Source organism: Stenotrophomonas sp. SXG-1, assembly GCF_014083965.1.
GTDB lineage: Bacteria > Pseudomonadota > Gammaproteobacteria > Xanthomonadales > Xanthomonadaceae > Stenotrophomonas > Stenotrophomonas geniculata.
On sequence record NZ_CP046588.1, the window covers coordinates 3,075,948 to 3,101,302 of the forward strand.

General features: G+C 66.6%; 32 protein-coding genes and 4 tRNA genes. 20 read left to right on the top strand and 16 right to left on the bottom strand.

Translation table 11 applies throughout. The features are described from left to right. Positions 1-15 precede the first annotated feature (15 nt). The 3 genes from GOC52_RS14125 to GOC52_RS14135 all read left to right on the top strand — a co-directional run bounded on the left by GOC52_RS14125 (position 16) and on the right by GOC52_RS14135 (position 1,995). Positions 16-909 carry an alpha/beta fold hydrolase gene (locus GOC52_RS14125; protein WP_010486561.1) on the top strand — a complete coding sequence of 298 codons (894 nt, stop codon included), beginning with the start codon at positions 16-18 and terminating at the stop codon, positions 907-909. Beyond that, positions 899-1,825 carry an alpha/beta hydrolase gene (locus GOC52_RS14130; RefSeq protein ID WP_043400862.1) on the top strand — a complete coding sequence of 309 codons (927 nt, stop codon included), beginning with the start codon at positions 899-901 and terminating at the stop codon, positions 1,823-1,825. Before GOC52_RS14125 ends, GOC52_RS14130 begins: the two co-directional genes overlap by 11 nt. A 94-nt stretch (positions 1,826-1,919) precedes the next feature. Further along, positions 1,920-1,995 (top strand) — tRNA-Ala (locus GOC52_RS14135). A 63-nt stretch (positions 1,996-2,058) separates the two neighbouring features. Here the strand turns inward: GOC52_RS14135 and GOC52_RS14140 are convergent. Then, positions 2,059-2,229: a hypothetical protein gene (locus GOC52_RS14140; protein ID WP_181390032.1), complete on the bottom strand. Its 171-nt coding sequence runs from the start codon at positions 2,227-2,229 to the stop codon at positions 2,059-2,061. Positions 2,230-2,390: 161 nt separating this feature from the next. Here GOC52_RS14140 and GOC52_RS14145 point away from each other — a divergent pair, with 161 nt between their 5' ends. Continuing rightward, positions 2,391-2,876, top strand: a complete 486-nt coding sequence (locus tag GOC52_RS14145) for a hypothetical protein (RefSeq protein ID WP_191849704.1) — start codon at positions 2,391-2,393, stop codon at positions 2,874-2,876. A 6-nt stretch (positions 2,877-2,882) separates the two neighbouring features. Here GOC52_RS14145 and GOC52_RS14150 read toward each other — a convergent pair whose 3' ends face one another. Continuing rightward, positions 2,883-3,644 carry an SDR family oxidoreductase gene (locus GOC52_RS14150; RefSeq protein ID WP_043400854.1) on the bottom strand — a complete coding sequence of 254 codons (762 nt, stop codon included), beginning with the start codon at positions 3,642-3,644 and terminating at the stop codon, positions 2,883-2,885. A 132-nt stretch (positions 3,645-3,776) separates the two neighbouring features. On the opposite strand from GOC52_RS14150, the gene GOC52_RS14155 reads away from it, so the two are divergent. Further along, a complete protein-coding gene (locus GOC52_RS14155) occupies positions 3,777-4,619 on the top strand; it encodes a bifunctional transcriptional activator/DNA repair enzyme AdaA (protein ID WP_049409128.1) in 843 nt (280 codons plus the stop codon). Positions 4,620-4,692: 73 nt separating this feature from the next. On the opposite strand, the gene GOC52_RS14160 is transcribed toward GOC52_RS14155, so the two are convergent. Next, positions 4,693-5,718 carry an NADP-dependent oxidoreductase gene (locus GOC52_RS14160; protein ID WP_043400849.1) on the bottom strand — a complete coding sequence of 342 codons (1,026 nt, stop codon included), beginning with the start codon at positions 5,716-5,718 and terminating at the stop codon, positions 4,693-4,695. A gap of 334 nt (positions 5,719-6,052) precedes the next feature. Here GOC52_RS14160 and GOC52_RS14165 point away from each other — a divergent pair. From GOC52_RS14165 to dxs, 7 genes are all read left to right on the top strand, one after another. Beyond that, a tRNA-Phe gene (locus tag GOC52_RS14165) sits at positions 6,053-6,128 on the top strand. Positions 6,129-6,201: 73 nt separating this feature from the next. Next, positions 6,202-6,277, top strand: a tRNA-Phe gene (locus GOC52_RS14170). Between the two features lie 161 nt (positions 6,278-6,438). Beyond that, entirely contained in the window at positions 6,439-6,990 is a 552-nt protein-coding gene (locus tag GOC52_RS14175; RefSeq protein ID WP_010486517.1) for a lipocalin family protein, read from the top strand. A gap of 162 nt (positions 6,991-7,152) precedes the next feature. Further along, entirely contained in the window at positions 7,153-7,629 is a 477-nt protein-coding gene (locus GOC52_RS14180) for an LEA/WHy family protein (protein WP_010486516.1), read from the top strand. 65 nt (positions 7,630-7,694) lie between these two features. Next, positions 7,695-9,485, top strand: coding sequence for an acyl-CoA dehydrogenase C-terminal domain-containing protein (locus GOC52_RS14185; RefSeq protein ID WP_191849706.1), 1,791 nt, complete (start codon positions 7,695-7,697; stop codon positions 9,483-9,485). 384 nt (positions 9,486-9,869) lie between these two features. Next, on the top strand, positions 9,870-10,535 hold the full coding sequence (locus GOC52_RS14190; RefSeq protein ID WP_019336875.1) for an HNH endonuclease: 666 nt from the start codon (positions 9,870-9,872) through the stop codon (positions 10,533-10,535). Positions 10,536-10,640: 105 nt separating this feature from the next. Then, a complete protein-coding gene (gene dxs, locus GOC52_RS14195) occupies positions 10,641-12,548 on the top strand; it encodes a 1-deoxy-D-xylulose-5-phosphate synthase (protein ID WP_010486509.1) in 1,908 nt (635 codons plus the stop codon). A 100-nt stretch (positions 12,549-12,648) separates the two neighbouring features. On the opposite strand, the gene GOC52_RS14200 is transcribed toward dxs, so the two are convergent. The 3 genes from GOC52_RS14200 to GOC52_RS14210 all read right to left on the bottom strand — a co-directional run bounded on the left by GOC52_RS14200 (position 12,649) and on the right by GOC52_RS14210 (position 13,921). Continuing rightward, entirely contained in the window at positions 12,649-12,852 is a 204-nt protein-coding gene (locus GOC52_RS14200) for a hypothetical protein (RefSeq protein ID WP_005417823.1), read from the bottom strand. 167 nt (positions 12,853-13,019) lie between these two features. Beyond that, a complete protein-coding gene (locus tag GOC52_RS14205) occupies positions 13,020-13,583 on the bottom strand; it encodes a DUF3011 domain-containing protein (protein ID WP_010486507.1) in 564 nt (187 codons plus the stop codon). A 131-nt stretch (positions 13,584-13,714) separates the two neighbouring features. Continuing rightward, positions 13,715-13,921 carry a hypothetical protein gene (locus GOC52_RS14210; RefSeq protein ID WP_010486505.1) on the bottom strand — a complete coding sequence of 69 codons (207 nt, stop codon included), beginning with the start codon at positions 13,919-13,921 and terminating at the stop codon, positions 13,715-13,717. A gap of 402 nt (positions 13,922-14,323) precedes the next feature. Between GOC52_RS14210 and GOC52_RS14215 the strand changes: the two genes are divergently transcribed. The 4 genes from GOC52_RS14215 to GOC52_RS14230 all read left to right on the top strand — a co-directional run bounded on the left by GOC52_RS14215 (position 14,324) and on the right by GOC52_RS14230 (position 15,861). Further along, positions 14,324-14,608, top strand: a complete 285-nt coding sequence (locus GOC52_RS14215; RefSeq protein WP_054172213.1) for a hypothetical protein — start codon at positions 14,324-14,326, stop codon at positions 14,606-14,608. Between the two features lie 12 nt (positions 14,609-14,620). Beyond that, the gene (locus tag GOC52_RS14220; RefSeq protein ID WP_005410421.1) at positions 14,621-14,854 is read left to right on the top strand and encodes a DUF1653 domain-containing protein; all 234 of its coding nucleotides are present in this window, start codon (positions 14,621-14,623) and stop codon (positions 14,852-14,854) included. An 88-nt stretch (positions 14,855-14,942) separates the two neighbouring features. Next, on the top strand, positions 14,943-15,515 hold the full coding sequence (locus GOC52_RS14225; RefSeq protein ID WP_049434141.1) for a TetR/AcrR family transcriptional regulator: 573 nt from the start codon (positions 14,943-14,945) through the stop codon (positions 15,513-15,515). 13 nt (positions 15,516-15,528) lie between these two features. Beyond that, positions 15,529-15,861 carry an SMR family transporter gene (locus GOC52_RS14230; protein WP_049434138.1) on the top strand — a complete coding sequence of 111 codons (333 nt, stop codon included), beginning with the start codon at positions 15,529-15,531 and terminating at the stop codon, positions 15,859-15,861. Between the two features lie 22 nt (positions 15,862-15,883). Here the strand turns inward: GOC52_RS14230 and GOC52_RS14235 are convergent, their stop codons facing one another. From GOC52_RS14235 to GOC52_RS14245, 3 genes are all read right to left on the bottom strand, one after another. Beyond that, positions 15,884-16,057, bottom strand: a complete 174-nt coding sequence (locus tag GOC52_RS14235; RefSeq protein ID WP_006380555.1) for a DUF1328 domain-containing protein — start codon at positions 16,055-16,057, stop codon at positions 15,884-15,886. A 94-nt stretch (positions 16,058-16,151) separates the two neighbouring features. Then, positions 16,152-16,793: a LysE family translocator gene (locus tag GOC52_RS14240; RefSeq protein ID WP_191849710.1), complete on the bottom strand. Its 642-nt coding sequence runs from the start codon at positions 16,791-16,793 to the stop codon at positions 16,152-16,154. Between the two features lie 97 nt (positions 16,794-16,890). After that, positions 16,891-17,523, bottom strand: coding sequence for a cation transporter (locus GOC52_RS14245; RefSeq protein WP_054172216.1), 633 nt, complete (start codon positions 17,521-17,523; stop codon positions 16,891-16,893). A gap of 150 nt (positions 17,524-17,673) precedes the next feature. Here GOC52_RS14245 and GOC52_RS14250 point away from each other — a divergent pair, with 150 nt between their 5' ends. Continuing rightward, on the top strand, positions 17,674-18,366 hold the full coding sequence (locus GOC52_RS14250) for an aspartate/glutamate racemase family protein (RefSeq protein WP_191849712.1): 693 nt from the start codon (positions 17,674-17,676) through the stop codon (positions 18,364-18,366). Between the two features lie 24 nt (positions 18,367-18,390). On the opposite strand, the gene GOC52_RS14255 is transcribed toward GOC52_RS14250, so the two are convergent. Beyond that, a complete protein-coding gene (locus GOC52_RS14255; protein WP_012511691.1) occupies positions 18,391-18,786 on the bottom strand; it encodes a hypothetical protein in 396 nt (131 codons plus the stop codon). Positions 18,787-19,028: 242 nt separating this feature from the next. On the opposite strand from GOC52_RS14255, the gene GOC52_RS14260 reads away from it, so the two are divergent. The 3 genes from GOC52_RS14260 (at position 19,029) to GOC52_RS14270 (ending at position 20,415) form a co-directional block, all read left to right on the top strand. After that, positions 19,029-19,538: a DUF3011 domain-containing protein gene (locus GOC52_RS14260; protein WP_010486479.1), complete on the top strand. Its 510-nt coding sequence runs from the start codon at positions 19,029-19,031 to the stop codon at positions 19,536-19,538. 86 nt (positions 19,539-19,624) lie between these two features. Continuing rightward, entirely contained in the window at positions 19,625-19,978 is a 354-nt protein-coding gene (locus GOC52_RS14265; RefSeq protein WP_191849714.1) for a DUF6713 family protein, read from the top strand. Further along, positions 19,975-20,415, top strand: coding sequence for a GNAT family N-acetyltransferase (locus tag GOC52_RS14270; RefSeq protein ID WP_049455701.1), 441 nt, complete (start codon positions 19,975-19,977; stop codon positions 20,413-20,415). The genes GOC52_RS14265 and GOC52_RS14270 overlap by 4 nt, the downstream gene beginning before the upstream one ends. Positions 20,416-20,483: 68 nt before the next feature. Here GOC52_RS14270 and GOC52_RS14275 read toward each other — a convergent pair. The 6 genes from GOC52_RS14275 to rplT all read right to left on the bottom strand — a co-directional run bounded on the left by GOC52_RS14275 (position 20,484) and on the right by rplT (position 25,344). Next, a tRNA-Pro gene (locus GOC52_RS14275) sits at positions 20,484-20,560 on the bottom strand. A 68-nt stretch (positions 20,561-20,628) separates the two neighbouring features. Next, the gene (locus GOC52_RS14280) at positions 20,629-20,985 is read right to left on the bottom strand and encodes a MerR family transcriptional regulator (protein ID WP_005410431.1); all 357 of its coding nucleotides are present in this window, start codon (positions 20,983-20,985) and stop codon (positions 20,629-20,631) included. Continuing rightward, positions 20,966-21,265, bottom strand: coding sequence for an integration host factor subunit alpha (locus GOC52_RS14285; protein WP_005410432.1), 300 nt, complete (start codon positions 21,263-21,265; stop codon positions 20,966-20,968). Before GOC52_RS14285 ends, GOC52_RS14280 begins: the two co-directional genes overlap by 20 nt. Before the next feature lie 27 nt (positions 21,266-21,292). After that, on the bottom strand, positions 21,293-23,674 hold the full coding sequence (gene pheT / locus GOC52_RS14290; protein WP_191849716.1) for a phenylalanine--tRNA ligase subunit beta: 2,382 nt from the start codon (positions 23,672-23,674) through the stop codon (positions 21,293-21,295). A gap of 121 nt (positions 23,675-23,795) precedes the next feature. Continuing rightward, positions 23,796-24,791 (bottom strand): phenylalanine--tRNA ligase subunit alpha, encoded by a 996-nt coding sequence (locus tag GOC52_RS14295; RefSeq protein WP_005417865.1) that lies wholly within the window; start codon positions 24,789-24,791, stop codon positions 23,796-23,798. 193 nt (positions 24,792-24,984) lie between these two features. Further along, positions 24,985-25,344 carry a 50S ribosomal protein L20 gene (gene rplT, locus GOC52_RS14300; protein ID WP_005410435.1) on the bottom strand — a complete coding sequence of 120 codons (360 nt, stop codon included), beginning with the start codon at positions 25,342-25,344 and terminating at the stop codon, positions 24,985-24,987. Positions 25,345-25,355: the final 11 nt, after the last annotated feature.

Sequence of the window (25,355 nt, forward strand, 5' to 3'; positions counted from 1 at the left end):
ACGGAGCACTCCCTCATGACCACTTCTCTTTCCGCTGGCGCTGCCGGCGACGCTCCCCTGCGCCACCATTACCTGCGCATCGACGGCCAGCGCGTGCATTGCGTGTCCGCGGGTCACGGTGAACCCGTATTGCTGATTCCCGGCTGGCCGCAGACCTGGTACGCCTGGCGCCATGTGCTGCACGCCCTGGCCGAAGCCGGCTTCGAAGCCATCGCGGTCGATCCGCCGGGCATCGGCGAATCCGATCGCCCCAGCCACGGCTACGACACCGGCAGTGCCGCCGCCGTCCTGCACCAGACCATGCAGGCGCTGGGCCACGAGCGCTACCAGGTAGTCGGACATGACATCGGTATGTGGATTGCCTATGCACTGGCCAGCGACCAGCCGCAGGCGGTGCGCCAGCTGGCGGTTACCGAAGCGGTGATTCCCGGCCTGGCGCCGGAACCGGGCATCTTCGCTGCCCCGGCCGACAACATCTTCCTCTGGCACTTCATGTTCAACCAGGTCGCGGACCTGCCCGAAGCACTGATCAGTGGCCGCGAACGCGCCTACCTGGAGTTCATGTTCGACCGCTGGTCGTACCGCCGTGACGCGGTGGCTGCCGACACCTACATCGCCGCCTACAGCCGCCCCGGCGCACTGCGGGCCGGCTTCGCCTGGTACCGCGCGATCCCGGAAACCATCCGCCAGAACAAGGAACGTGCACAGCGCCGGCTGGCGATGCCGGTGCTGGCCATCGGCGCCGAGCACGCCACCGCCGATGCGCCGATGCTGACCCTGCAACCGCACGCCGACAACGTGCGCGGCAGCATCGTGCCGGGCTGCGGCCACTTCATCATGGAAGAAGCGCCGCAGGCGTTCCTGGCGCAGCTTCTGCCGTTCCTGCAGGAGGTGCGCCATGCAGCTTGAACCGGCGCTGCAGCAGTTTGTCGACGCCGTCGCGGCGCATCCGCTGCCGGAGGAGCTGCGCGAACTGCGGGCGATCAGCGAGAGCGCGCTGCCACAGTTGCAGGGTGCGCCGCAGCCGGTTGCGCATGTGATCGAACACACGGTGATCGCACGCGACGGGCAGGCGCTGGACGTCCGCCTCTACACACCGGAAGGTTTGCCCGACGGACCAGCGCCGGCCCTGCTGTTCGCCCACGGCGGCGGCTGGTTCCAGTGCTCGTTGGCGGTCTATGACGGTCCCTGCCGTGCGCTGGCCAATGCCAGTGGCTGCGTGATTGTGGCCGTGGGCTACCGGTTGGCGCCGGAACACCCGTTCCCGGTGCCGCTGCACGACGTTGCCGATGCCTGGTCGTGGCTGCAGGACAACGCCGAGCGCCTCGGGCTGGACCCGCAGCGATTGGCGATCGGCGGCGACAGCGCCGGTGGCAATCTGGCCGCCGCCTGCTGCCTGCTGCTGCGCGATCTCGGCCTGCCGCAACCGTGCCACCAGTTGCTGCTGTACCCGGCGCTGGATGCCGGCATGGGCAGCGATTCCTACCGCGACTACGCCACGGGCTACTACCTCAGCGCCGAACTGATGCAGCGCTGCTGGCAGGCCTATCTGGGTAATCTGGATCAGCCGTCGTCACTGGCCTCGCCCGCGCAGGCAACAGACCTGCAGGGGCTGGCGCCAGCCTCCGTACTCAGCTGCGAGCACGACCCGCTGCGCGACGAAGCCGAGCAGTACGCGCATCGCCTGCAGGCCGAGGGTATCGCCTGCACGCTGGAGCAACTGCCCGGGATGATCCATGCCTGCATCCACCTGCAGGGGGTGGCTGTTTCTACCGGCGTGGCGGTACAGCGCGCGGGCGCCCTGCTACGCCAGGCGCTGGCCTGAACCGGCTGGGGGCGGCGGCAGATCAACGCCTGCCGCCGTCCCGGCCCGGCGCTTGGCAAGCCCGCCGGGCGGCGCTACACTGAAAGCCTGCCGTGGGGCCATAGCTCAGCTGGGAGAGCGCGTCGTTCGCAATGACGAGGTCAGGAGTTCGATCCTCCTTGGCTCCACCACTATTCGGAAAGAACCCGTAGATCTCCGCGATCTGCGGGTTTTTTCTTTTCAGCACCCGGGGCTCAGGCCGGCTCCTCACCGCCATCCTTGCGATGTGGACTGCGCGAGTGCCTATCGCGCACCTGTTGATCGCGCTGCCCCGGCCGCTGCTTGGCCACATCGTCCTGCTTCCTGTCCTGGCGGCTTTCCTGGATGCCCTGCTTCGGGTCCTGATCCTTGCCTCGCTCGTTCATCGAAATCTCCCACGCCGGCGACGGGCCCACGTTGCCCACCACGCTAGAGGTTGCCGGGTAAGCCGCAGGTCAGTCCTGTGCCAACGTCATGTGCAGGCACGGGCTTGCCGCCACGGCCCCCGCGCAGCCAGAATCCGGGGCATCACGCCCACCGGTATGCCATGCCCTCTCCTGCCCAGCACGCTGCGCACGTGTTGCCGTTGATCCTCAATGCGACAGACGGCAGCATCCAGCTCGGCAACCTGCCGACGTTGATCTGCCCCACCCTGTCACTGGAGGAGGCGCGCATCGACTTTGCCACGCTGATGCGAGGAGAGCGCGATGTCGGCACCGGCTATCACTGGCTCAGCCTGCACCAGCTCAGCCTGGGCGGTGCGCCCGCTGGCATCAGCCTGTGCTTCCACGGGCAACAGCTCGACATGGTGACAATGGGCGTCGATCTACCCGGTGCAACGTTGGAAGACGGCTGGCCAACCCAGGCCGCGATCGATGCCGAAGTCGCCTTCATGCGCCGCACCCTGGGTGCGGCGTTGGGTCGCAAGCTGGCCGGCGGCCACGCCCGGTTCGGCTGGGGCGAAGCCTGGGCCCGTTTCGATCCGAAAGGCTTCATGGCCAGCAGCGGTATCCGCTACGCGCCACGCTCCTGACCCCGCTCAGGTACGTGTGATCGACACCCCACCTTCCACACGCATCGCGGTTCCGGTAACGAAACTGCTTTCATCGCTGGCCAGGAACAGCGCCGCGTTGGCGATCTCCTCCGGCTCGGCCATGCGCTTCAGTGCGTGCAGCGAGCGCACGAAGTCGCGGGCATCGCCGGTGGGTGCGGCCTGCCGCCCCATCTCGGTATCGGTGCCACCGGGCAGCAGCACGTTGCTGCGCACGCCGCGCGCGCCGTATTCGGCAGCGATCACCTGGCTCAGGCCGATCAACCCGGCCTTGCTCGACGCATAGGCCGCCATGCCCGGGAATCCCACGGTGTGGCCGACGAAGGTACCGACGAACACCAGCGAGCCGCCGCCGCGCGCCAGCAGTGCCGGCAACTGCGCGCGTGCCGCATGGAAGGCGGCATCCAGATTGGTCGCCATCACTTCGCGCCAGGCGTCCACCGGGAACTCCGCCGCCGGCACGCCCGGGCCAAGCATGCCGGCATTGTTGAGGGCGATATCCAGGCCGCCGAATGACTGCTGGGCCAGATCAACCAGCGCCTGCGCCGTACCCGGGTCGGCCACGTCGGCGGCATGTACCACGGCTTCGCCACCGGCGGCGCGAATCTGCTCGGCCAGCGCCTGCAGCGGCTCCGGCCGCCGTGCGTTGAGCACCAGCTTTGCCCCTTCGGCAGCGAAGCGCAGGGCGCTGGCGCGGCCGATGCCGGCGCTGGCACCGGTGATGAGAGCGATCTTGTTGTTCAGGCGCATGGTCGTGGTACCGGTTGTGAAGTGGCCGCCACGATGCCGCGCCTCTCCCCTGCCAACACTCCGTTTCCGGGCCTGGCCCATCGGTGCAGGAAACGGAGTTTCCGCAGCACCGGCGCGTGCCAGAATCCGGCCATGGACAGTACCGCCACCACCGCCCTCGATGCCCGCGTCGAACGGGTCTGCCGCCACCTTCAGGCCAGCCACGACGAACCCTCGCTGCAGGAACTGGCCGGGATCGCGGGTTGCAGCCCAACCCGCCTGCATCGCCTTTTCAAGGAAGCAACCGGGTTGACCCCGAAGCAGTACGCTGCCGCGCTGCGCGCCGACCGCCTGCGCACCGGGCTGGAACAACAGGAACGCATCACCGACGCTTTCCACGATGCCGGCTTCGGCTCCAGCGGACGCTTCTACGAGAACGCACCGAAGTTGCTGGGCATGACTCCCAAGCAATGGCGCGCAGGGGGGCGTGGCGAAGTCATCCACTTCGCGCTTGCCGAAAGTTCACTGGGCAGCGTGCTGGTGGCCAGCAGTGCCACCGGCGTGGTCGCGATCCTGCTCGGCGACGATCCGGAGACGCTGCTGCAGTCATTGCAGCAACGCTTCCGCCAGGCCGAACTGGTCGGCGCCGACCAGGGCTATGAACAACTGGTGGCACAGGTGGTGGGCCTGGTCGAGGATCCCACGCGGGGCGCCACGCTGCCGCTGGACATCCGCGGCACCGCGTTCCAGCAACGGGTATGGCAGGCGCTGCAGCAGATTCCGCGCGGGCAGACCGCGTCGTATGCGGATGTCGCCGCACGCATCGGCGCGCCCCGCTCGAGCCGTGCCGTAGCACGTGCATGCGCAAGCAACCCGCTGGCGGTGGCAGTTCCCTGCCACCGCGTCGTACGTCGCGATGGGGACCTGTCCGGCTATGCGTGGGGTGTAGCGCGCAAGCGCGAACTGCTGCGCCGGGAAAAGGCCTCGACTGCCTGACGTGGGTGCCGACCTTGGTCGGCACGCCCAGCTTCCGGTAGGTGCCGACCTTGGTCGGCACACCGCCAAGCCCTCAATCCAGCTTCACCACCAGCTTGCCGAAGTTGTGCCCCTTCAGCAGCCCGAAGAACGCCTCCGGCGCATTTTCCAGCCCTTCCACCACATCCTCGCGGTACTGGATGCGGCCATCGCGCAGCCACTGCGGCATCTCGCGTTCGAAGTCCGGCCACAGGTGGTTGAAGTCGTGCACGATGAAACCGCGCACGGTCAGGCGCTGGCGCAGAATCTGGCTGAACAGTGCGGGCAACCGGTCCGGACCGGGCTGCTCGACGCCGCGCTCGTTGTACGTGGCGATGGTGCCGCACACCGGAACGCGGGCGAAGTCGTTGAGCAGCGGCAGCACTGCATCCAGCACGTGCCCGCCCACGTTCTCGAAATACACGTCGATACCCGCAGGAACCGCTGCGCGCAGCTGCGCGGCGAAATCAGCGGCGCGATGATCCAGCGCCACGTCCACCCCCAACGTCTGCAGGTAAGCGCGCTTGGCTTCGCCACCGGCGATGGCGACCACGCGCGCGCCCTGCAGCTTGGCCAGCTGCGCCACGGTCGCACCCACCGGCCCGGTCGCGGCAGCCACCACCAATGTCTCGCCCGCCTTCAAACGGGCGATTTCATGCAGGCTGGAATAGGCGGTGAAGCCGGGCATGCCATATACCCCCAGCGCCGTACTCAGCGGCAGCCCGGCCGGATCCAGCCGGCGCCCCAGTGCCTTGGCCGGCAGCACCGCGTGGGTCTGCCAGCCACCCGGTGCCAGCACCAGCTCACCTGTGGCTACGCCCTCGGCGTTCGACTGCAACACCTCGGCCACGGTCTGCCCTTCCATCACCGCGCCCACCGCCACCGGCGCGGCGTACGACGGGCCCTCGTCCATGCGTCCCCGCATGTACGGGTCCAGCGACAGGTAGCGGTTGCGCAGCAGCACCTCGCCAGCGGCCAATGACGGCAACGCAACTTGTTCCAGGCGGAAATTGGCTGCACTTGGCGCCCCCTGCGGACGCGACGCAAGCACGATGCGGGAGGTGGTCGAGGAATCGGACATGGCCAGGTCTCTGCTGCTGCCAGCATCAGGAAAGGAGTGCCGACACTACGCCGCAGCCATCCCCGATGGCGGCCACGAAAACAGCGTTCCATGGACCGGCGCGGCACGGGGCCGGCGCAGCCCTTGCCCTTGCAGCTTTGACGATCGCGGCGATCTGCTGATTTCCACCGCAGACGATGATCGACTGACCACGCCCCGCCCCACGACGGAGGATCAAGCACTTGCGAGCGCGCAGACGGCAATGTGAAGAAATCTTGGCAAAACGCTTGCCGAAGGCAGCCGACCTCCGTAATATACGCGTCCTTGGCAGCGACCTCGCTGCAACGAAACATGTGGCCGAGTAGCTCAGTTGGTAGAGCAGGGGATTGAAAATCCCCGTGTCGGCGGTTCGATTCCGTCTTCGGCCACCACTTTCGAAGGCCTGCAGAAATGCGGGTCTTTTTTTTCCGGAAACCGGGTTTGATGACGGTTGCCACACAATTTGGCCGAGTAGCTCAGTTGGTAGAGCAGGGGATTGAAAATCCCCGTGTCGGCGGTTCGATTCCGTCTTCGGCCACCACTTTCGAAGGCCTGCAGAAATGCAGGTCTTTTTTTGTCTGCGATCTGCGATCCCCCTCCTGGCCTCGATACATGCCAGCCCACCGCCGTCCGGTTGACGAAACATTTACACCGCCGCGCGCCGCGGCACCTACGCTCCAGACTCCTGCCTGGAGCCTGTCGATGCATCTGCGCCCCGCCCTGCTCGCCTGCCTGCTGCTGGCCGCCCTGCCGGTGATCGCCGCCGAGCCGGTGCGCGCGGTCGACATGCTGGACATCGATCGCTATGCCGGCCAGTGGCACGAGATCGCGCATCTTCCGGTGTCGTTCCAGAAGCAGTGCGTCGGCGAGATCACCGCCAACTACGGGCTGCGCCGCGATGGCCGCATCAGTGTCACCAACGCCTGCCGCAACGGCGACGGAGAACGCGTGGTTGCTGAAGGCGTAGCACGCCCGGTCGCCGGCCATCCCGGCCAGTTGCAGGTGCGCTTCGTGCCGGACTGGCTGAGCTGGGTGCCGCTGGTCTGGGCCGACTACTGGGTCCTGGCACTGGATCCGGACTATCAGTGGGCGTTGGTCGGTGAACCGGACCGCAAGTACCTGTGGATTCTCTCGCGCCTGCCGGAAATGGATCGCGCCCGGTTCGAACAGCTGAAAGAAAAAGCCGAAGCCATGGGCTACGACCTCGGCCCACTGCGCCTGATGGCCCCGATTCGCGATACGCCCGCCGACTGAACCGCCCGGCATCCAGCGCACCACGCGTGCGCCATCCGGCGCTGCGCACGCCCGGCCGCCATCTTCACGCGCTACCCTCTGCGACGGGTCGCCACAGGCGATCCAAACGACCATACGCCGTAGTATGCTTATCCAACGCACCCCTCCAGAGGACCTGCGCCCATGCTCCACCGCTTCCGTATCGCCTTGATCGTCCTGTGCACCCTCGCCCTTGTTGCCTGCAACAACGGCATCGTCAAGCGTGTTTCGGAACCGGCGGCCAGCCTGCAGCAGCTGACCGTGCGCGCCGACGGCAACTGGACCGTGGCCCTGCGCCTGCAGAACTACAGCTCCATGCCCATGACCTTCGATGACGTCGCGCTGGCGCTGACCGTGGGCGACAGCGACGCCGGCACCCTGCAGGCCAAGCCGGGCATCTCCATCGGCGGCACCTCGGCCGATGTCATCAATGTCGACCTGGTGCCCAGCTCGGCCGCACGCCTGGTGGTGGCCGACGCATTGGCCAGCAACCGCACCCTGGCTTACGGCCTGAAGGGAACGGTGGCGGCCACGCCGCAGGAAAAGAAGCAACGCAGCTTCGACATCAGCAGCCGCAGCACCCTCAACCAGGCCCCGGGCCTGCCGGGCGTGCTGCGCTGACTCCCGCTTTCCGCCGCGGCGCCCGGCGCCGCTCCCCCTGTCCCTGATCAAATCGAGACGTACCGATGAGCAGCTACACCGCCCCGCTTTCCGACCTCCGTTTCGCCCTGCACGACGTGCTCAAGGTCGAGCCCCTGTTCGCCCGCCTGGGCTTCACCGACGCCACCGCCGACGTGGTCGATGCCGTGCTGGAAGAAGCCGGCCGCTTCAGCGCCACCGTGCTGGCCCCGCTCAACAGCGTCGGCGACGAGATCGGCTGCGTGCTCGACCAGGCCACCGGTGAAGTGACCACCCCGCCCGGCTTCAAGCAGGCCTACGACCAGTTCGTCGATGGCGGCTGGACCGGCCTGACCGCCTCGCCGGAACTGGGCGGCCAGGGCCTGCCGCACACCCTGGGCGTGCCGCTCAACGAAATGATCAACGCCGCCAACCTGGCGTGGGGCAACTTCCCGCTGCTCTCGCACGGCGCCATCGAAGCGCTGAAGCAGCACGGCGAAGCCTGGCAGCACGAAGCCTTCCTCAAGCCGCTGATCGAAGGCCGCTGGACCGGCACGATGTGCCTGACCGAGCCGCACTGCGGCACCGACCTGGGCCTGCTCAAGACCAAGGCCGAGCCGAATGCCGATGGCAGCTACGCGATCACCGGCACCAAGATCTTCATCACCGCCGGCGAGCACGACCTGACCGGCAACATCGTGCACCTGGTGCTGGCCAAGCTGCCTGACGCCCCTCCGGGCGCCAAGGGCATCTCGCTGTTCGTCACCCCCAAGTTCAAGGTTGACCGCGATGGCAACGTTGGCGAGCGCAATGCACTGCGCTGCGGCTCGATCGAGCACAAGATGGGCATCAAGGGTTCGGTCACCTGCGTGATGAACTTCGATGGTGCGCAGGGTTACCTGGTCGGCCAGCCGCACAAGGGCCTGCAGGCGATGTTCACCATGATGAACACCGCGCGTCTGGGTGTGGGCCTGCAGGGCATTGGCCTGTCCGAGCGCGCCTACCAGAACGCGCTGAAGTACAGCCGTGAGCGCCTGCAGTCGCGCGCCCTCAGCGGCGCCAAGTTCCCGGACAAGCCGGCCGACCCGATCCTGGTCCACCCGGATGTGCGTCGCATGCTGCTGACGGTGAAGTCGCTGGTCGAGGGCAGCCGCCTGCTGGCCCTGCACGCTGCCACCCTGATCGATGTCGCCCACCATGCCGAGGACGCCGCCGAGCGCGAGCGCGCCGACACCCTGGTGAGCTTCCTCACCCCGATCTCCAAGGCCTGCCAGACCGAGTGGGGTATCGAGAACACCTACAACGCCCTGCAGTGCTTCGGTGGCCACGGCTACATCCGCGAGCACGGCATGGAGCAGCTGGCGCGCGACGCCCGCATCACCACGCTGTATGAAGGTACCACCGGCATCCAGGCGCTGGACCTGATCGGCCGCAAGACCGCGTCCAGCCAAGGCGCCGGCCTGAAGCTGATGCTGGCCGAGATCGAAGCCTTCGCCAAGGAACACGAGGGCAACGAAGCGCTGGCCGAGTTCATCGGCCCGCTGCGCGCAAAGGCCACCGAATGGGGCAAGCTGACCCTGGACGTGCTGCAGCGCGCGGCCGCCAACCCGGACGAACTGGGTGCGGCCAGCTACGACTACCTGTTCTATTCGGGGTACGTGGTTCTGGCCTACTGGTGGGCCCGCAGCGTGGCCGCCGCCGATGCCAGCGCGCACGGCGCCGCCTTCACCCAGAGCAAGCGCGAGACCGCGCGGTTCTACTTCGCCCGCGTGCTGCCGCGCACGCTCAGCCATGCCGCCGCCATCCAGGCCGGCGCCGCCCCGCTGATGGCGATGGACGACGAGCGCTTCGGCGCCTGAGCCGGGCTGCCGCGGTAGTGCCGGCCGCTGGCCGGCAACCGCAAAAGCAACAGCTGCATCCCGGTGGATGGCGGGGCGGTGTGGGCTGGCAGGACACGCCGTAAACCCATCCTTGGCGGCTCGATGGCGCCAACCATGGCGCCAACGGTCCTGCCAACCCACACCCCCCGCCTCTGACAGTTCCCCGCGATCTGCGTAGATCCACGTCATGCGTGGATGAAAACCACCGAAATCCATCTGGAGAAAAGCCCCCCTTTTGTTAAGGGGGGCGCACCGACAGGTGCGGGGGATAGGAGGAATGCGCGGACCTGAATCTTGCGATTTGGGTTTCGCCCACAGGGCGATACCCAAATCGCAATGATTCAGGTATAAGCTGTTCTCCCGATGGAGACAGACACTACACGCTTGGGTCTGATCGAAGCCGGAGCTCCGTTTTCTGCTCCGGGCGCCGAAGCATCGCCCAACGCCACGACGCTGCATCGCCCCGGTTCGGTCCGGCTGCTCTCGCTTGATGCCCACGGACGCGTACTGGACTGGATCACCTGGCAGGATGCGGCGTGCCTCTACGCCCGCGAAGCCGTCGCCTGGACACTCGGCGATCCCTGCCTGCACATCCACGGCGGCACAAACCGCTTCAGCGGCCTGCAGAGCGGGATGGACCTGCACCCGATCATCGCCGCGCGCGGCCACGCCCGCTCCCGCGCGATCGACCCGACGCCGAACCTGACCAACCCGGCCCTGTTCGCCCGCGACGCCCACCTGTGCATGTACTGCGGCCAGCAGTTCAACCGCCCCACCCTCACCCGCGACCACGTCATGCCGCTGTCCAAGGGCGGCCTGGACTGCTGGGAAAACGTGGTCACCGCCTGCTTCCACTGCAACTCGCGCAAGAGCGACCGCACCCCGCAGCAGGCCGGAATGCCACTGCTGGCGGTGCCCTACCGGCCCAGCTGGATCGAGCATTTGATCCTGTCCAACCGCAACATCCTGGCCGACCAGATGGCCTTCCTGAAGGCGCAATTGCCGAAGCGCTCAAAACTGAGCACCTGAATCGCCGAAAATGCAACCCTCACCGTCCTGTCACGGGCGGCGGCGTTTGCTTGCCCCACCCCCGTTTGAGGGCGAAAATGGGCGTTCAGAACAAGTGCGAACATGATGATCGACTCTGCCCGCTATCCCCGCCTCGCGCGCATCCAGACACCGGATGACCTGCGCACGTTCGACGAATCCGAATTGAGGGCGGTCGCCGACGAACTGCGTGCCTACCTCATCGAGTCGGTGGGCAAGAGCGGCGGCCACTTCGCCGCCGGTCTGGGCGTGATCGAACTCACCGTGGCCCTGCACTACCTGTACCAGACCCCGCAGGACCAGCTGGTCTGGGACGTCGGTCACCAGACCTACCCACACAAGATCCTGACCGGTCGCCGCGACGAGATCCACACCGTCAAGCAGAAGGACGGCGTGGCACCGTTCCCGAAGCGTGAAGAGAGCGAGTACGACACCTTCGGCGTCGGCCATTCGTCGACCTCGATCTCGGCCGCGCTCGGCATGGCCATCGCTCGCCAGTCCGAAGGCGACAACCGCCAGGTCGTTGCGGTGATCGGTGACGGTGCGATGACCGCCGGCATGGCCTTCGAAGCGCTGATGCACGCCGGCGGCATGGAGCCGGAACCGAATCTGCTGGTGATCCTCAACGACAACAACATGTCGATCTCCGAGGCGGTCGGCGGCCTGACCAAGATGCTCGGCCGTGCTACCGGCAGCCGCACGCTCAATGCACTGCGCGAAGGCGGCAAGAAGATCCTAGGCGACAAGAAGAACAACCCGGCGCGCTTCGTGAAGCGCTGGGAAGAACACTGGAAGGGCATGTTCGTGCCGTCCACGATGTTCGAGGAAATGGGTTTCCACTACACCGGCCCGATCGACGGCCACGACATGCCCGCCCTGCTGTCCACGCTGAAGACGCTGCGCGCCTCCAAGGGCCCGAAGCTGCTGCACGTGATGACGACAAAGGGCAAGGGCTACGAGCCGGCCGAAGGCGATCAGATCGGCTACCACGCGGTGGGTCCGTTCGATCCGGACAAGGGCCTGGTGGCCAAGGCTGGCGCCAAGAAGCCCACCTATACCGACGTGTTCAGCGACTGGCTGTGCGATGCCGCCGCCGCCGAGCCGCGCCTGTACGGCATCACCCCGGCGATGCGCGAAGGCTCCGGCTTGGTGCGTTTCAGCAAGGAATACCCGCAGCGCTACTTCGACGTGGCGATTGCCGAACAGCACGCGGTCACGCTGGCCGCCGGCATGGCGACCCAGGGGGGCAAGCCGGTGGTGGCGATCTATTCGACCTTCCTGCAGCGCGCGTACGACCAGCTGGTACATGACGTGGCCATCCAGGACCTGGATGTTCTGTTCGCCATTGACCGCGCCGGTGTGGTCGGCCCGGACGGTGCGACCCATGCCGGCAACCTCGACCTGAGCTTCCTGCGCTGCGTTCCGAACATGGTGGTGATGGCGCCATCCAATGAAGCCGAGTGCCGGCAGATGCTCAGCACCGGCCTGCAGCACCCGGGCCCGGCCGCCGTGCGCTATCCGCGCGGCACCGGCACCGGCGTCGCCGCAGGCACCGACCTTTCCACCCTGCCGATCGGCAAGGGCGAGCTTCGCCTGCAGGGCAGTCGTATCGCCCTGCTCGCCTTCGGCAGCACCGTGGCCGCCGCCGAACAGGTTGGCCGCGAACTGGGCCTGAGCGTGGTCAACATGCGCTTCATCAAGCCGCTGGACCGCGAGCTGGTGCTGGCTGTCGCCGCCCAGCACGAGGGGCTGGTGACGATCGAAGACAACGTGGTGGCCGGTGGCGCCGGCTCCGGCGTCGGTGAGCTGCTCAATGCCGAAGGCGTGCTGCGCCCGATCCTGCACCTGGGCCTGCCCGACAGCTACCAGCACCACGCCAGCCGCGAGGACCTGCTGGCCGAAGCCGGCATCGACGCCGCAGGCATCCGCGCGGCCGTACTCAAGCGCTGGCCGCAGCTGGCTGCCGGGACCCCGCCCCTCAGCGCGGCAGGCTGAGACCGGTCACCACCCAGTGGATCCACGCATGGCGTGGATCCACTGCGGAACAGGGGTCGATCCACGCCATGCGTGGGGACAGATCAGGGAGCCCCAGCCCTCAGCCGTAGCTGACCGCTTCCACGAACGCGCCGCTGGCCTCCACCCGCACCGCAGCGCGCTGCCCGGTGTCGACGAAGTGGAGGCGTGCAAGGGTTTCAGCGAAATCGTAGGCCCGGGCACCATCGCGGAACTCGATCGGTTCCGGCCGGTCCGGGTGCAGCACGCGCCATTGGCGTTGCTCGCATTGCAGGCGGATCAACATGCAGCTCACTCCTTGAGGCAGCGTATCGACGGTGGCGGGATGGGCGTGCCGGTTACGGCAGACTTCATCGCGGCGGATCAGGGGCACGCAGAGGTGCCCTGATCGCAGAAGATACGACGTTCAAAATGTGAGCTGTATCAGATTATTCTGATTTTCGAGGCGCGTGCTCAATTCACCTGGAACTGCGCCCGGCAACCGTCGCTGACCCAGATGCCACGGCGGTCCCAGCCCCAGGTCTGGCCCTCGATGCAGGCGCTGCGTGAATCCTGACGGACCAGGCGCACACCACGACGGATGCGCGCATCGCAGTACTCCTGGCGATGGCCGTTGGAATGGCAGGTGATCACCTCACCCCCACCCCAGCCATTGCCACCATTGCCCCAGCCGTTGCCATGGCCACCACCCCAGCCACCGCCGCGGCGGTACTCGCCAACGAACTCGGCACGACAGCCCTGGGTGACCCAGACACCGTAGCGCGATTGTCCCCAGGTCTCGCCTTCCACGCACGGCGAGCCCGACAACTGGCGGATCATCCGGGCACGGCCTTCCAGGCGACATTCATTGCTGCGGTTCTTGATCGATTCGCAGCGTACGATGCCGCCGCCATCACGACCGCCATAGCGATCGTCGTCATACCCGTAGCCATAGCTCTGCGCCTGCGCGCCGCCCGCGGCCGCCAGCATTGGCAGCAGGGTGCAGGCCAGGGTACGCCAGGTGAGTGCCTTGCCCATCGGGATCTCCGGATGAATACGATGGCGCAAGCATCCGGGATTCGTTGCGCGGCGCACAGGGGGCGCCCTACGGCGGTTTTTTCCCCATTCAAACAACTCAACCGTGGCTGACTGCGCCTCGGCCGGTGGCGTCAACTTCCGACGTGGAGTGCGTCCACCGAATTGCCGAGCGCCTCGACCCGTACCGTGCTGCGCTGGCCGGTACGGCGGTGGTGCTCCAGGGCCCGCGCCGCAGCGACATCGAAAGCCTCGGCGCCCCGTGCATAACGGGTGGCGTCATGCGCCTGCGGATCCAATACGGACCAGTGCCGGGCGTTGCATTGAACGGTAATGACCATTGGAAGACTCCTGCGGAATGAAGGCACGCCGGCAGCGGAAGGCCCTGAGCGCCGGTACACCATCAGGCTAGCGAGCACCTCCGGGATGGCCTATCAGATTTGTACGAAAATGCCGCGCCGGACTGTCAGACCGCCCCGCCCTCACATCCCTGAGGCCGTTTAGTGAATCCCTTTCGTGACCCTTGTCACGGAGTTGGCAGAGCTTCACACTACCGTCACCAACAGGGGCCCCTTCCACATGCGCACCTTCTTCTCGCAGCAGCGTTCGACGTTGCTGAAGTTCTACTTCGTGGCCAGCTATCTGGTGCTGATCGAGGAACTGATCCGCGCCGCCCTGCACTGAGCACTTGCTGCCGTTTTTCCTGCGGTCGACACTGTTGCTTTAGGCACGGAGCTCCGCCGATGAAATCCCTTCTTCTGATTCCCGCGCTGCTGGTCCTGGTCGCCTGCGCCAGCCCGGACAAGGCACCCACGCACGCCGAAGCGACAGCCACGTCGCCGGCCACGCCGGTGGTCGGCGGTGATCGCGATGCGCATGGCTGCATCGGTTCGGCCGGCTACCAGTGGTGCGAGCACAGCCAGCGTTGCGAACGCCCGTGGGAACTGGCGCAGGCACAGGGCCTGGCCAATACCGCCGAAGCCATCGATGCCTACTGCGCAAAGCCGGCCAGCCCGGCGCGCAAGTGAGTCGCGCCCACCATGGCTGAGCTGAGTCCGCTCCCCACCCTGGCCCCGGGCCGCTACCGCCACTTCAAGGGCGGCGAGTACGAAGTGCTGGACATCGTCCGCAGCAGCGAGACCCTGCAGCCGATGGTGCTGTACCGCGCGTTGTATGGCGAAGGCGGCCTGTGGGTACGCCCGTACGCCATGTTCGTCGAGCAGGTGCCCGGCGAGCACGGACCGCAACCACGTTTCGCCCGCGTCGACGCATGACGGTTCCGCTGCCGGTCCAGGCCGGCAGCGCGCGGCAACACAGCGGGCCTGCGCTACAATCGTACCGTCCAGTCGGTTTCTTCCCACCATGTCCGCATCCCCCTCCCGTTCGCGCCGCAAGGCGCCCGACAGCGTGCGCCAGTCACTGCTGCAGGCCACCATTGAAGTGATCGGCCGTAACGGCCTGGCCGCGCTGACCGTGCAGGACGTCGCGCAGGCCGCTGGTGTCAGCAAGGGTGCGTTGTTCCATCATTTCAGCAGCAAGCAGGCACTGGTGGATGAAGCCGTCGGAGCGCTCATCGGCGAGTTCGAAGCGCGGGTACGCGCCCTGCTGCAGGAAAATCCCGAAGGCCATGGCCGTTTCAGCCGCGCCTATGTGCAGGCCAATTTCGAGCATCTGCTGCAGCAGGAGCAGGACAACGACATCGGCCTGACCCTGGGCAACCTGATGGAACCGGCCCTGCTCGCGCATTGGCGCACCTGGAAGCGTGCAATGCTGGCCGAATTCGCCGGCGAAGCCAACGATCCCCGACTGTATGCGGCGCGCTGCGCGGCCGATGGCTACTGGGCCACGGCCTACGGCCGGCCGCTGGACGAGGAGGAACGCATCAACGCACTGGCCATGGCCGAACAGGCCCTGAAACTGTGCGACCCGCAGTGAGCCGGAGCGCGCAATGAATCCCTACCTCTACCTTGCTGCAGCCATCATGCTGGAAGTGATTGCCACATCACTGTTGAAGGCCTCCGACGGCATGAGCCGGCTGGCGCCGACGCTGGGCGCGCTGGTCGGCTACGGGCTGTGCTTCTACTTGTTGTCGATGACCATGAAGTCGATCCCGACCGGCATCGCCTACGCGATCTGGTCCGGCGTCGGCATCGTGCTGATCTCGCTGATCGGGCTGGTGGTGTTCAAGCAGCGCCTGGATGCACCGGCGTTGATCGGCATCGGCCTGATCTGCGCCGGCGTGCTGGTGATCAACCTGTTCTCGCGCAGCAGCGCACACTGAGCACGCTGCTGCGCGATCAACGCTAGCTGACCTTCTTCGCTACGGTCATGCCGAGCAGGAACAGCACCACGGCAATGATGATGCCGGCCCAGAACAGGAACTTGGCGATGCCGACCGCGGCACCGGCAATGCCGCCGAAGCCGAGCACGCCCGCAATGACGCCGATGATGGCGAAGATGATGGCCCACTTGATCATGTCAAACCTTTCCCCGCGGGGACTGCGTACTGGATGATCAGGCTAGGCCGTGGCCGATGCGGCAGTCGTGAACAGGCCGCGTGCGCGGCGTGAATCAGCGCGGACGGAAGCGCAGCAGCGCGACGGCAAACGCCAGGAACACGCTGCCCACCAGCCGCTCGAACCAGCGTCGTGCAAACGGCTTGGCCAGCCAGCGGCGCAGGCCATGGCCACCGGCTGCATACATCACGTACCAGAACAGTTCGCAGGCGGCGAAGGTGGCCACCAGCACGCTGTACTGCAACGCCTGGCCGCGTGACGGATCAACGAACTGCGGCAGGAACGCCGCCGCGAACAGCAGCAGCTTGGGATTGCTCAGGCCCACCAGAAGGCCACCACGGAACACGGTCCAGGCACCAAGCGTCGGCGTCATCGGCAGTGCGGCATCCACCGTCACCGGTGGCGCGGGACGGCAGCTGTCACGCCATGCCTTCAGGCCCAGCCAGGCCAGATAGGCCACGCCCAGATAGCGCAGCACCTCGAACAGCATCGGCGAGGAATGCAGCAGCGCACTCAGGCCCGCTGCGGAGGCCGCCAGCACCAGCAGCATCGCCAGCAGGCAGCCCGCCATGGCCGGAACGCTGCCGCGGAAACCCAGCCCGACGCTGCGCCCCAGGATATGCAGCATGTTCGGCCCCGGCGTGCCACACAGAACGAACACCGTGGCCAGGAACCACCACCAGGTATGCAGGGCCATTTCAACATCCACGCAGGAAAACCCAGCAGGCTTAGAGCGTGACCATGGCCTGCGTCACATACAGCCTGACGCGGATGCGACGGTTACAGACGCGTACTCACGACGTCAGCAGACGCGCGCTGCGCAGCTCTACCCAGGCCGAGCGCAGGACCCTCAACGCCGAGCGCAGGAACAATACCAGCAGTGCGACCGCTACCAGCAGATCCGGCCAACCCGCACCGAACAGCGCTACCAGGCCCGCGGCCAGCAGCACCGATACGCCCTCATACAGATCATTGCGCGAGCATTCCCAGGCGGACGCCAGGTTGATGTCGTCGTTGCGATAAGGGGTCAGCAACCACAGGCACGCCGCGTTGGCGGCCAGGTTGAGCAGCGCCGCCAGGCCCATGCTGGCAAACAAGGGCACCTCCGGATGCAGCAACCGCCATCCGATCTGCGCAGCCACCGCGAGCGCTGCTGCCAGGATCAGTAGCCCCTTGAACAGGGCAACCCGCGCCTTGGCCACGAGGCCTGCGCCGACCACGGCCAGGCTCAATGCATAGGTCGCCGCGTCACCCAGGTTGTCCAGGGCGCCAGACAACAGCGAGGACGAATGGCTGTACCCGGCAGCAGCGACCATCAACGCAAAGGTGGCCAGATTGACCAGCAGCACGATCCACAGCACGCGCCGGTGCCGCGCCTGCATCGCCGCCACGTCCAGGGTCTTGCCACAGCCGCAACACTCGCCCATCGCCCCGCCCTCCCATTGGTAGCGACATTATCGCGCCGCAGCAGCACCGGGGTCGATCAGACCCCGCTCGCGGACCTGCCCAACGCCCACGTATTGCGCAATGCCCTTCCTCATTGTGCTGCAATGACCGCCTCTTCCCTGGAGCAATGCATGAAGACTCTCGGCCTGATCGGCGGCATGAGCTGGGAAAGCTCGGCCCAGTACTACCGGCTCATCAACGAGGACGTGCGGCAGCGCCTCGGTGGCGCGCACTCCGCGCAACTGCTGCTGTGGTCGGTGGACTTCGCGCCGATCAAGCAGCTGCAGCACGACGGCGACTGGGACGCACTGGGCGACCACATGGTCGACGCCGCACGACGCCTGCAGGCCGGTGGTGCCGATCTGCTGCTGGTCTGCACCAACACCATGCACACGCTGGCCGACCGCATCGAGGCGGCCTGCCCACTGCCGCTGCTGCATATCGTCGATCCCACCGCCCAGGCCATCGTGCAGGCAGGCGCACGCAAGGTGGGCCTGCTCGGCACCGCCTTCACCATGGAGCAGGACTTCTACCGCGGCCGGCTGCAGGATCGCTTCGCTCTGGAAGTGCTGGTGCCCGATGCCGATGACCGGCGCAGCGTGCACGACATCATCTACCAGGAGCTGATTGCCGGCGTGGTCAGCGAGCACTCACGGCAGGTCTATGCCGGCGTGATCGCGCGACTGGTGGCGCGCGGTGCCGAAGCGATCATTCTTGGCTGCACCGAGATCATGCTGCTGGTACGCCCGGAGGACAGTGCAGTGCCGTTGTTCGATACCACTGCCCTGCATGCGCGGGCTGCGGTGGACGCAGCACTGGCCTGATCCTGCCTTCGGTGCAGCGCGGAATCAGTCCGCGCCCTGCACTTCCAGCGCGGTGATCAGCCACTCGACCACCGCCTGGGAATCGCACAGGAAGAAGATGGCATCGCCGGAGCGCGCTTCGGTAAGCAGGCGATAGACCGTGATCGCCACCGCCGACTGGTTGGCGATGAACACTTCCGGGCTGCGCGGCCCTTCGCTGTGGCCGGCAACCGCGTGCAGCGCCTTGCGTGCGGCCACGGTCGCAGCCGGGTCCGCGCTGCGGGTCAGTTCCGGCCCGCGCAGGCCCCAGGCAATGAACACATGCTTGCCCTTGAACGTGGTGTCCAGGACCCGCACCTCGGCGCCGCCTGCGTCGGCCGAGCGATGAATGACGGTACTGCTGATCAACGCAACCCCCTGTGGTCGTCGTGGTCCGCGCATCCTCCCCCACAGGCCGCCCGCACACCAGTGACGGCAGCCACAGGCTGCGCCGACAGGCGTGGAAGACATGTAAGAAGGTGTAAACCGATGCGATCGGATGTGCAGCGATGATACGGGATGTAAGCCTCTGCATGGGCCCGTGCGCACTACTAAATCCTTACTGAGCCACTTCCGGAACGATGCGTTCCGACGGCCCCGTGCTGGGTCATTCTTGCCGCCCGAATCCACGCTCGAGGCTCCCTATGACCCTTCGCCCGCTGCTGCCGATCACCGGCGCCGCCCTTGTCCTGCTGCTGGCCGCCACCGCCGTGGCCGCCCAGGACTACGACACTGATCACATTCCAGCGCTGCGCTGCGAATCCCAGTTCAACAAGACCGAGCAATGCCCCATCGAGGGCCCGATGCGCCTGGCCAGGCAACTGTCGGTCACCCGCTGCGTGGAGAACCAGAACTGGGGCCAGAGCCGCCGCACGTTATGGGTGACCGACGGCTGCCGCGCCGAGTTCGTCGCCGATGGATACGGGCGCTGGCCGGGACGTGGCCGCGGCCGTGACCGCGACAACGAGGGTGAACGCCTGGTCTGCGAGTCCTACGAGAACAAGGACAAGGAGTGCCGGATTCGCGTTCGTCACGAGGTACGGCTGGTCAAGCAGAAATCGGTGACGACCTGCATCGAGGACCGCAACTGGGGCTGGGACCGTCGCGGCGTATGGGTCAGCGACGGCTGCCGTGCCGAGTTCCGGGTGTATTGACTGCCTGCCACGCGCTGGCTGCAACGAGTAGACGTGCGTGCAAGGCGGAGTCGATAGACTATGGCCTGCATGGCAGGGAGCACGACATGGAACGATGGTATCTGGCGACGCTGCTGGCGTTGATCCTGCATCAGATCGACGCTGCGTTCTGGCAGGAATGGACCATGTTCCATGTGCCCGGCGGCATCCAGGGCTTCCTGCTGTTCAACCTGTTCGCAGTCGGCGCCGTGCTTGGGGGTTATCGCCATGCCCTGTTGGGTACATCCACGGCGCGCGGCTATGCACTGGTTTGTGGCGCGCTCGGCATTGGCACGGCGCTGATCCACCTGGCGTTTGCCCTGCTCGGTCGCAATGAATTCCACCTGCCGCTGTCGATCATCGTCCTGCTCGCCTGTTTTGTATCGGGTGGCGGTCTGTTGCTGCAGCTCCGCCCGCGATGAGCCGGACGTCCCGTTCTCCGCGCCTGCGTAACGGCAGCCCCCAGGACGCGGATGCCTTGATCGCGCTCGACAGCGTGGCAGCCATTGATCCAGAGCGGATCATGCAGATTGGCAACTGGCTGGCACACGGCGGCCTGTATGTCGCCGAGCAGGACGGCAGGGTCGTCGGCTACCTGGTCATGCATCACCACTTCTTCGGCGAGGCCTTCGTCGAGATGCTGATGGTGGCGCGCGAACGCCGCGGCCACGGCATTGGTACCGCACTGCTGCGACACGCGATCGCACGGCGCGGTCGCGGCAAGCTGTTCACCTCGACCAATGCCTCCAACATCGGCATGCAGCGCCTGCTCGTTGCGTCGGGCTTCATCGACAGCGGCATCGTGCATGGATTGGATGACGGCGACCCGGAGCTGATCTATCGCTTCGCTGAAGACTGATCATCGGCATCAGCAGCGCGCACAAAAAAGCCCACGCATTGCTGCGCAGGCTTCTTGATTCATCACAGTGGTCGGGACGGCCGGATTCGAACCGACGACCCTCTGCCCCCCAGGCAGATGCGCTACCAGGCTGCGCTACGCCCCGACTGATGCTGCGATGTGCCCGCCAGTGCGGCGGGCCGTGAAGTATAGCGGATTACGATGGAAATGGGATCAGCGGCGCAACAACTGCAGCACTTCTTCCAGCTCCATGCGTACCTGCTTGATAATCTGGTTGCTCAGCGCCGATTCCTCGCGGGCATCGGGGCCGTCCAGACGCAGGCGTGCACCACCGATGGTGTAGCCCTGTTCGTACAGCAGGCTGCGGATCTGCCGCACCATCAGCACGTCATGGCGCTGGTAGTAGCGGCGGTTGCCTCGGCGCTTGGCCGGCTCAAGGCTGGGAAACTCGGTTTCCCAGTAGCGAAGGACGTGCGGCTTGACGTCGCACAGCTCGCTGACTTCACCGATGGTGAAGTAGCGCTTGGCCGGGATCGGCGGTAGTTCGCGGTTACTGCCCGGATCCAGCATAAGCTTCCACCCTCTCCTTGAGCTTCTGGCCCGGACGGAAGGTGACCACCGTACGGGCGGAAATCGGAATTTCCTCGCCGGTCTTGGGGTTGCGACCCGGGCGCTGGTTCTTGCGCCGCAGATCGAAATTACCGAAGCCCGACAGCTTCACCTGACGTCCCTGTTCCAATGCTTCACGCAGCACATCGAAAAACGCGTCGACGAATTCCTTGGCTTCCCGCTTGTTCAGACCGACTTCGTCGAACAGCTTTTCCGCCATCTCCGCCTTGGTCAATGCCATTGCCTGCTACCCCCGAGTGCTGCCCGCTCAGCCGCGGATCCGGGCGTGGTGTTCACGCTCGATGGCAGTGACCGCCTCGGCCACCACCGCATCCACGTCGCGGTCCGTCAGAGTGCGCGACTTGTCCTGCAAAATCAAGCCCATAGCGAGACTCTTGAATCCCGGCTCGACGCCCTGGCCGACATAGCGGTCGAACAGGTTCAGGTCGCGCAGCAGCGGGCCGGCGGCCTGGCGGACGGTCGCCGCCAGATCGGCCCAGGCCACCTGTTCAGGCACCAGGAACGCCAGGTCGCGGCGCACGGCCGGGAAGCGCGACAGCTCGCCCGCACGCGGCAGGCGGCGGGCGGTCAGCGGCTCCAGATCCAGTTCGAAGGCGTAGACGTCGGATTCGATGTCCATCGCCTTGACCAGGCGCGGATGGACCTGACCGATCCAGCCGATCGCCACGCCATCGCGGAACACCTCGGCCGAGCGCGCCGGGTGGCCGTAAGGACGGGCCGACGGGCGGAACTCCAGCTGCGCGCCACTGGCAGCGGCCAGCGATTCCAGGTCGCCCTTCAGATCGTGGAAGTCGACCTTGCGGGTCGGCAGGCCCCACTGCACCGCCTGCGCATCACCGCAGACCGCGGCGGCCACGCGCGGGGTTTCCAGCGGCGCCGGCTGGCCATCTCCGGCCTGCTGGGTGAACACCCGGCCGAGCTCGAACAGGCGCACGCGACCCAACTGGCGCGCGGCATTGCGGCCCAGCGTGGCGACCAGGCCCGGCAGCAGCGACGGGCGCATCACCGCCAGTTCGGCCGACAGTGGGTTGGCCAGCGGTACCAGGCCATCGCGCAGCTGCCACTGGGTCAGCAGCGCGTCGTCGACGAAGGCAAAGTTGACGGTTTCCTGCTGGTCGCGGGCGATCAGCTGGCGACGAACGCTCAGCGCGTCCAGCTGGGTCTCGCTCGGCATCGCCACGCGCGAGGCACCGCCCGGCAGCGTGGTCGGGATCTGCTCGTAACCGTGGATGCGGGCCAGTTCTTCGATCAGGTCTTCTTCGATGGCGATGTCGAAGCGACGGCTCGGCGCGGCGACCTGCCAGCCCTCGGCCGTCGCAGCCACGTCCATGCCCAGCGCGCGCAGGATGCGCTCGACTTCGGCGTCGTCGATGGTGATGCCCAGCACGCGGCTGATGCGAGCACGGCGCAGTACGATCGTCGCCGGCTGCGGCAGGTCATCGGCACGCACGGCCTCGGTGACCGGCGCCGGGGTACCGCCGGCGAGGTCCAGCACCAGGCGGGTGGCGTATTCGATGGCGGTGCGCGGCAATGCCGGGTCGACGCCACGCTCGAAGCGGTGGCCGGCATCGGTGTGCAGGCCGAGCTTGCGGCCACGGCCCATGATCGCGGCCGGCGCGAAGTGCGCAGCTTCCAGGAACACGGCGGTGGTCGCGTCGGTGACGCGGGTATCGAAGCCGCCCATCAGGCCGGCCAGACCGACCGCACGGTCAGCATCGGCAACCACCAGGAAGCTGTCGTCCAGTGCGGCATCGCGGCCGTCCAGCAGCTTCAGGCTCTCGCCCGCGCGCGAACGGCGCACGGCAATGCTGCCCTGCAGGGTACCGAGGTCGTAGGCATGCATCGGCTGGCCCAGCTCCAGCATCACGTACTGGGTGATGTCGACCAGCAGCGAGACCGGACGCACACCGCTGCGGCGCAGGCGCTCGGCCATCCACAGCGGGGTCTTGGCAGCGGCGTTGACGCCTTCGATGACGCGGCCCAGGTAACGCGGTGCTTCGGCGCCGGCATCGAGCTGGATCGACAGTTCGCGGCTGCCGACCGGCGCAATGGCGTCGGCCGCGAAGTCCAGCACTTCACTGCGGGTGGCGGCGGCGACGTCGTAGGCGATGCCGCGCAGGCTGAAGCAGTCGGCACGGTTCGGGGTCAGCTTGATCTCGATGCTGGCGTCCGGCAGCCCCAGATACTCGACCAGGGACTGGCCGACCGGTGCGTCGTCCGGCAGTTCCAGCAGGCCGGAGGCATCGTTGTCCAGGCCCAGCTCCTTGGCCGAGCACAGCATGCCGTTGGACTCGACGCCACGCAGCTTGGCCGGCTTGATCTTCAACTCGCCGATCTGCGCACCGACCATCGCCAGCGGCGCGACCAGGCCCGGGCGCGCGTTCGGCGCGCCGCACACGATCTGCAGCAGCTCGCCCTGCCCGGCATCGACCTTGCACACCTGCAGGCGATCCGCTTCCGGATGGCGCACGGCTTCCACGATGCGCGCCACGACCACGTGGTCGAGGCCGTCGCCGAGCGCGGTCACCTCTTCCACTTCCAGGCCGATGGCGGTCAGCACCGCGCTGAGCTCATCGCGCGAGGCGGAGGTCGGGACGTGGCTGCGCAGCCAGTTTTCGGAGAATTTCATGGTGTCACCCTGGTGGGAGGTGTGCCTCCCGTTGCGGTTTTTGTGGTCGCCCAGCGCATGCGCAAGGAGGCGTCCATCCAGAAAAGCAGCCGAGCATGGCTCGGCTCTACACTGTTGCGGCTTACGCGAACTGCTTCAGGAACCGCACGTCGTTCTCGAAGAACGCGCGCAGGTCGTTGACGCCGTAGCGCAGCATCGCGAAACGCTCCACGCCCATGCCGAAAGCGAAGCCGGTGTAACGCTCCGGATCGATGCCGACATTGCGCAGCACGTTCGGATGGACCATGCCGCAGCCGAGCACTTCCAGCCAGCGGGTGCTGCCATCAGGCTGCTGCCAGGCGATGTCCACCTCCGCGCCCGGCTCAACGAACGGGAAGTAGCTGGGACGGAAACGCATTTCGAAATCGCGCTCGAAGAACGCGCGCACGAATTCGGCCAGCGTGCCCTTCAGGTCGGCGAAGGTCGAATGCTCGTCGACCAGCAGGCCTTCGACCTGGTGGAACATCGGCGAATGGGTCTGGTCGCTGTCGCTGCGGTACACCTTGCCGGCGGCGATCATGCGCAGCGGCGGCGCGTGGTCGCCCATGTAGCGCACCTGCACACCAGAGGTATGCGTGCGCAGCAGGCGGCCGTCGCCGAAGTAGAAGGTGTCGTGCATGGCGCGCGCCGGGTGGTGCGGCGGGAAGTTCAGCGCCTCGAAGTTGTGCCAGTCATCCTCGATCTCCGGCCCTTCCGAGAGCTCGTAGCCCAGCCGGCCGAAGATGCCGGTGATGCGCTCCAGGGTGCGGGTGATCGGATGCAGGCCGGCACGGTCGCCATTGCGGCCCGGCAGGGTGATGTCGATGGCTTCGGCGGCCAGGCGCGCATCCAGTGCCGCGTCTTCCAGCAGCGCCTTGCGCTCGCCCAGTGCGCGGGTCAGCGCATCGCGGGCCTGGTTGATCGCTTCACCGGCGGCCTTGCGCTCGTCGGCCGGCAGGGCGCCGAGCTGCTTGAGCTGCGAAGTGATGCTGCCACTTTTGCCAAGCAGGGCCACGCGCAGCTGTTCCAGCACGTCGGGGCTCTGTGCGGCGGCCACATCGGCCAGCGCCTGGGTGGTGAGGGATTGGATGTCGCTCATGGGGGGCCGGAACTCCAGTCGATCTGCCATCGCGATGCGCGAAGGGCCGACCCCTGTCGCCACCGCCGTCCCCGCGCTGCCGTCGTGGCCTCGCCGGGACCCAAAAAAGAATGGGGAAGGACTTGCGCCCTTCCCCATGCATTGCCTTGACCTGACACCGTTCCGAGTGAACGGTTACGGCATCGGGAAGGACTTATGCCGCCAGCGCGCCCTTGGCCTTTTCAGCCAGCGCAGCAAAACCGGCTGCGTCGTGCACGGCGATGTCAGCCAGGACCTTGCGATCCAGGGTAATGCCGGCCTTCAGCAGACCGTTCATGAAGCGGCTGTAGCTCAGGCCGTTGATGCGGGCAGCCGCATTGATACGGGTGATCCACAGCGAACGGAAGTTGCGCTTCTTCTGCTTACGGCCGATGTAGGCGTACTGCTGTGCCTTGATGACCGCCTGCTTGGCGACGCGGAAGACCTTGCGACGGGCGTTGTAATAGCCCTTGGCGAGATCCAGAATTTTCTTGTGGCGGCGACGCGCCTGTACGCCACGCTTAACTCGTGCCATTTTTCAGTTCC

What these genes read in the sequence shown, in the direction of transcription:
- GOC52_RS14125 (WP_010486561.1), top strand. Translation starts at nt 16, where the DNA reads ATGACCACTTCTCTTTCCGCTGGCGCTGCCGGCGACGCTCCCCTGCGC.
- GOC52_RS14130 (WP_043400862.1), top strand. Translation starts at nt 899, where the DNA reads ATGCAGCTTGAACCGGCGCTGCAGCAGTTTGTCGACGCCGTCGCGGCG.
- GOC52_RS14140 (WP_181390032.1), bottom strand. Translation starts at nt 2,229, where the DNA reads ATGAACGAGCGAGGCAAGGATCAGGACCCGAAGCAGGGCATCCAGGAA.
- GOC52_RS14145 (WP_191849704.1), top strand. Translation starts at nt 2,391, where the DNA reads ATGCCCTCTCCTGCCCAGCACGCTGCGCACGTGTTGCCGTTGATCCTC.
- GOC52_RS14150 (WP_043400854.1), bottom strand. Translation starts at nt 3,644, where the DNA reads ATGCGCCTGAACAACAAGATCGCTCTCATCACCGGTGCCAGCGCCGGC.
- GOC52_RS14155 (WP_049409128.1), top strand. Translation starts at nt 3,777, where the DNA reads ATGGACAGTACCGCCACCACCGCCCTCGATGCCCGCGTCGAACGGGTC.
- GOC52_RS14160 (WP_043400849.1), bottom strand. Translation starts at nt 5,718, where the DNA reads ATGTCCGATTCCTCGACCACCTCCCGCATCGTGCTTGCGTCGCGTCCG.
- GOC52_RS14175 (WP_010486517.1), top strand. Translation starts at nt 6,439, where the DNA reads ATGCATCTGCGCCCCGCCCTGCTCGCCTGCCTGCTGCTGGCCGCCCTG.
- GOC52_RS14180 (WP_010486516.1), top strand. Translation starts at nt 7,153, where the DNA reads ATGCTCCACCGCTTCCGTATCGCCTTGATCGTCCTGTGCACCCTCGCC.
- GOC52_RS14185 (WP_191849706.1), top strand. Translation starts at nt 7,695, where the DNA reads ATGAGCAGCTACACCGCCCCGCTTTCCGACCTCCGTTTCGCCCTGCAC.
- GOC52_RS14190 (WP_019336875.1), top strand. Translation starts at nt 9,870, where the DNA reads ATGGAGACAGACACTACACGCTTGGGTCTGATCGAAGCCGGAGCTCCG.
- dxs (WP_010486509.1), top strand. Translation starts at nt 10,641, where the DNA reads ATGATCGACTCTGCCCGCTATCCCCGCCTCGCGCGCATCCAGACACCG.
- GOC52_RS14200 (WP_005417823.1), bottom strand. Translation starts at nt 12,852, where the DNA reads ATGTTGATCCGCCTGCAATGCGAGCAACGCCAATGGCGCGTGCTGCAC.
- GOC52_RS14205 (WP_010486507.1), bottom strand. Translation starts at nt 13,583, where the DNA reads ATGGGCAAGGCACTCACCTGGCGTACCCTGGCCTGCACCCTGCTGCCA.
- GOC52_RS14210 (WP_010486505.1), bottom strand. Translation starts at nt 13,921, where the DNA reads ATGGTCATTACCGTTCAATGCAACGCCCGGCACTGGTCCGTATTGGAT.
- GOC52_RS14215 (WP_054172213.1), top strand. Translation starts at nt 14,324, where the DNA reads ATGAAATCCCTTCTTCTGATTCCCGCGCTGCTGGTCCTGGTCGCCTGC.
- GOC52_RS14220 (WP_005410421.1), top strand. Translation starts at nt 14,621, where the DNA reads ATGGCTGAGCTGAGTCCGCTCCCCACCCTGGCCCCGGGCCGCTACCGC.
- GOC52_RS14225 (WP_049434141.1), top strand. Translation starts at nt 14,943, where the DNA reads ATGTCCGCATCCCCCTCCCGTTCGCGCCGCAAGGCGCCCGACAGCGTG.
- GOC52_RS14230 (WP_049434138.1), top strand. Translation starts at nt 15,529, where the DNA reads ATGAATCCCTACCTCTACCTTGCTGCAGCCATCATGCTGGAAGTGATT.
- GOC52_RS14235 (WP_006380555.1), bottom strand. Translation starts at nt 16,057, where the DNA reads ATGATCAAGTGGGCCATCATCTTCGCCATCATCGGCGTCATTGCGGGC.
- GOC52_RS14240 (WP_191849710.1), bottom strand. Translation starts at nt 16,793, where the DNA reads ATGGCCCTGCATACCTGGTGGTGGTTCCTGGCCACGGTGTTCGTTCTG.
- GOC52_RS14245 (WP_054172216.1), bottom strand. Translation starts at nt 17,523, where the DNA reads ATGGGCGAGTGTTGCGGCTGTGGCAAGACCCTGGACGTGGCGGCGATG.
- GOC52_RS14250 (WP_191849712.1), top strand. Translation starts at nt 17,674, where the DNA reads ATGAAGACTCTCGGCCTGATCGGCGGCATGAGCTGGGAAAGCTCGGCC.
- GOC52_RS14255 (WP_012511691.1), bottom strand. Translation starts at nt 18,786, where the DNA reads ATGCGCGGACCACGACGACCACAGGGGGTTGCGTTGATCAGCAGTACC.
- GOC52_RS14260 (WP_010486479.1), top strand. Translation starts at nt 19,029, where the DNA reads ATGACCCTTCGCCCGCTGCTGCCGATCACCGGCGCCGCCCTTGTCCTG.
- GOC52_RS14265 (WP_191849714.1), top strand. Translation starts at nt 19,625, where the DNA reads ATGGAACGATGGTATCTGGCGACGCTGCTGGCGTTGATCCTGCATCAG.
- GOC52_RS14270 (WP_049455701.1), top strand. Translation starts at nt 19,975, where the DNA reads ATGAGCCGGACGTCCCGTTCTCCGCGCCTGCGTAACGGCAGCCCCCAG.
- GOC52_RS14280 (WP_005410431.1), bottom strand. Translation starts at nt 20,985, where the DNA reads ATGCTGGATCCGGGCAGTAACCGCGAACTACCGCCGATCCCGGCCAAG.
- GOC52_RS14285 (WP_005410432.1), bottom strand. Translation starts at nt 21,265, where the DNA reads ATGGCATTGACCAAGGCGGAGATGGCGGAAAAGCTGTTCGACGAAGTC.
- pheT (WP_191849716.1), bottom strand. Translation starts at nt 23,674, where the DNA reads ATGAAATTCTCCGAAAACTGGCTGCGCAGCCACGTCCCGACCTCCGCC.
- GOC52_RS14295 (WP_005417865.1), bottom strand. Translation starts at nt 24,791, where the DNA reads ATGAGCGACATCCAATCCCTCACCACCCAGGCGCTGGCCGATGTGGCC.
- rplT (WP_005410435.1), bottom strand. Translation starts at nt 25,344, where the DNA reads ATGGCACGAGTTAAGCGTGGCGTACAGGCGCGTCGCCGCCACAAGAAA.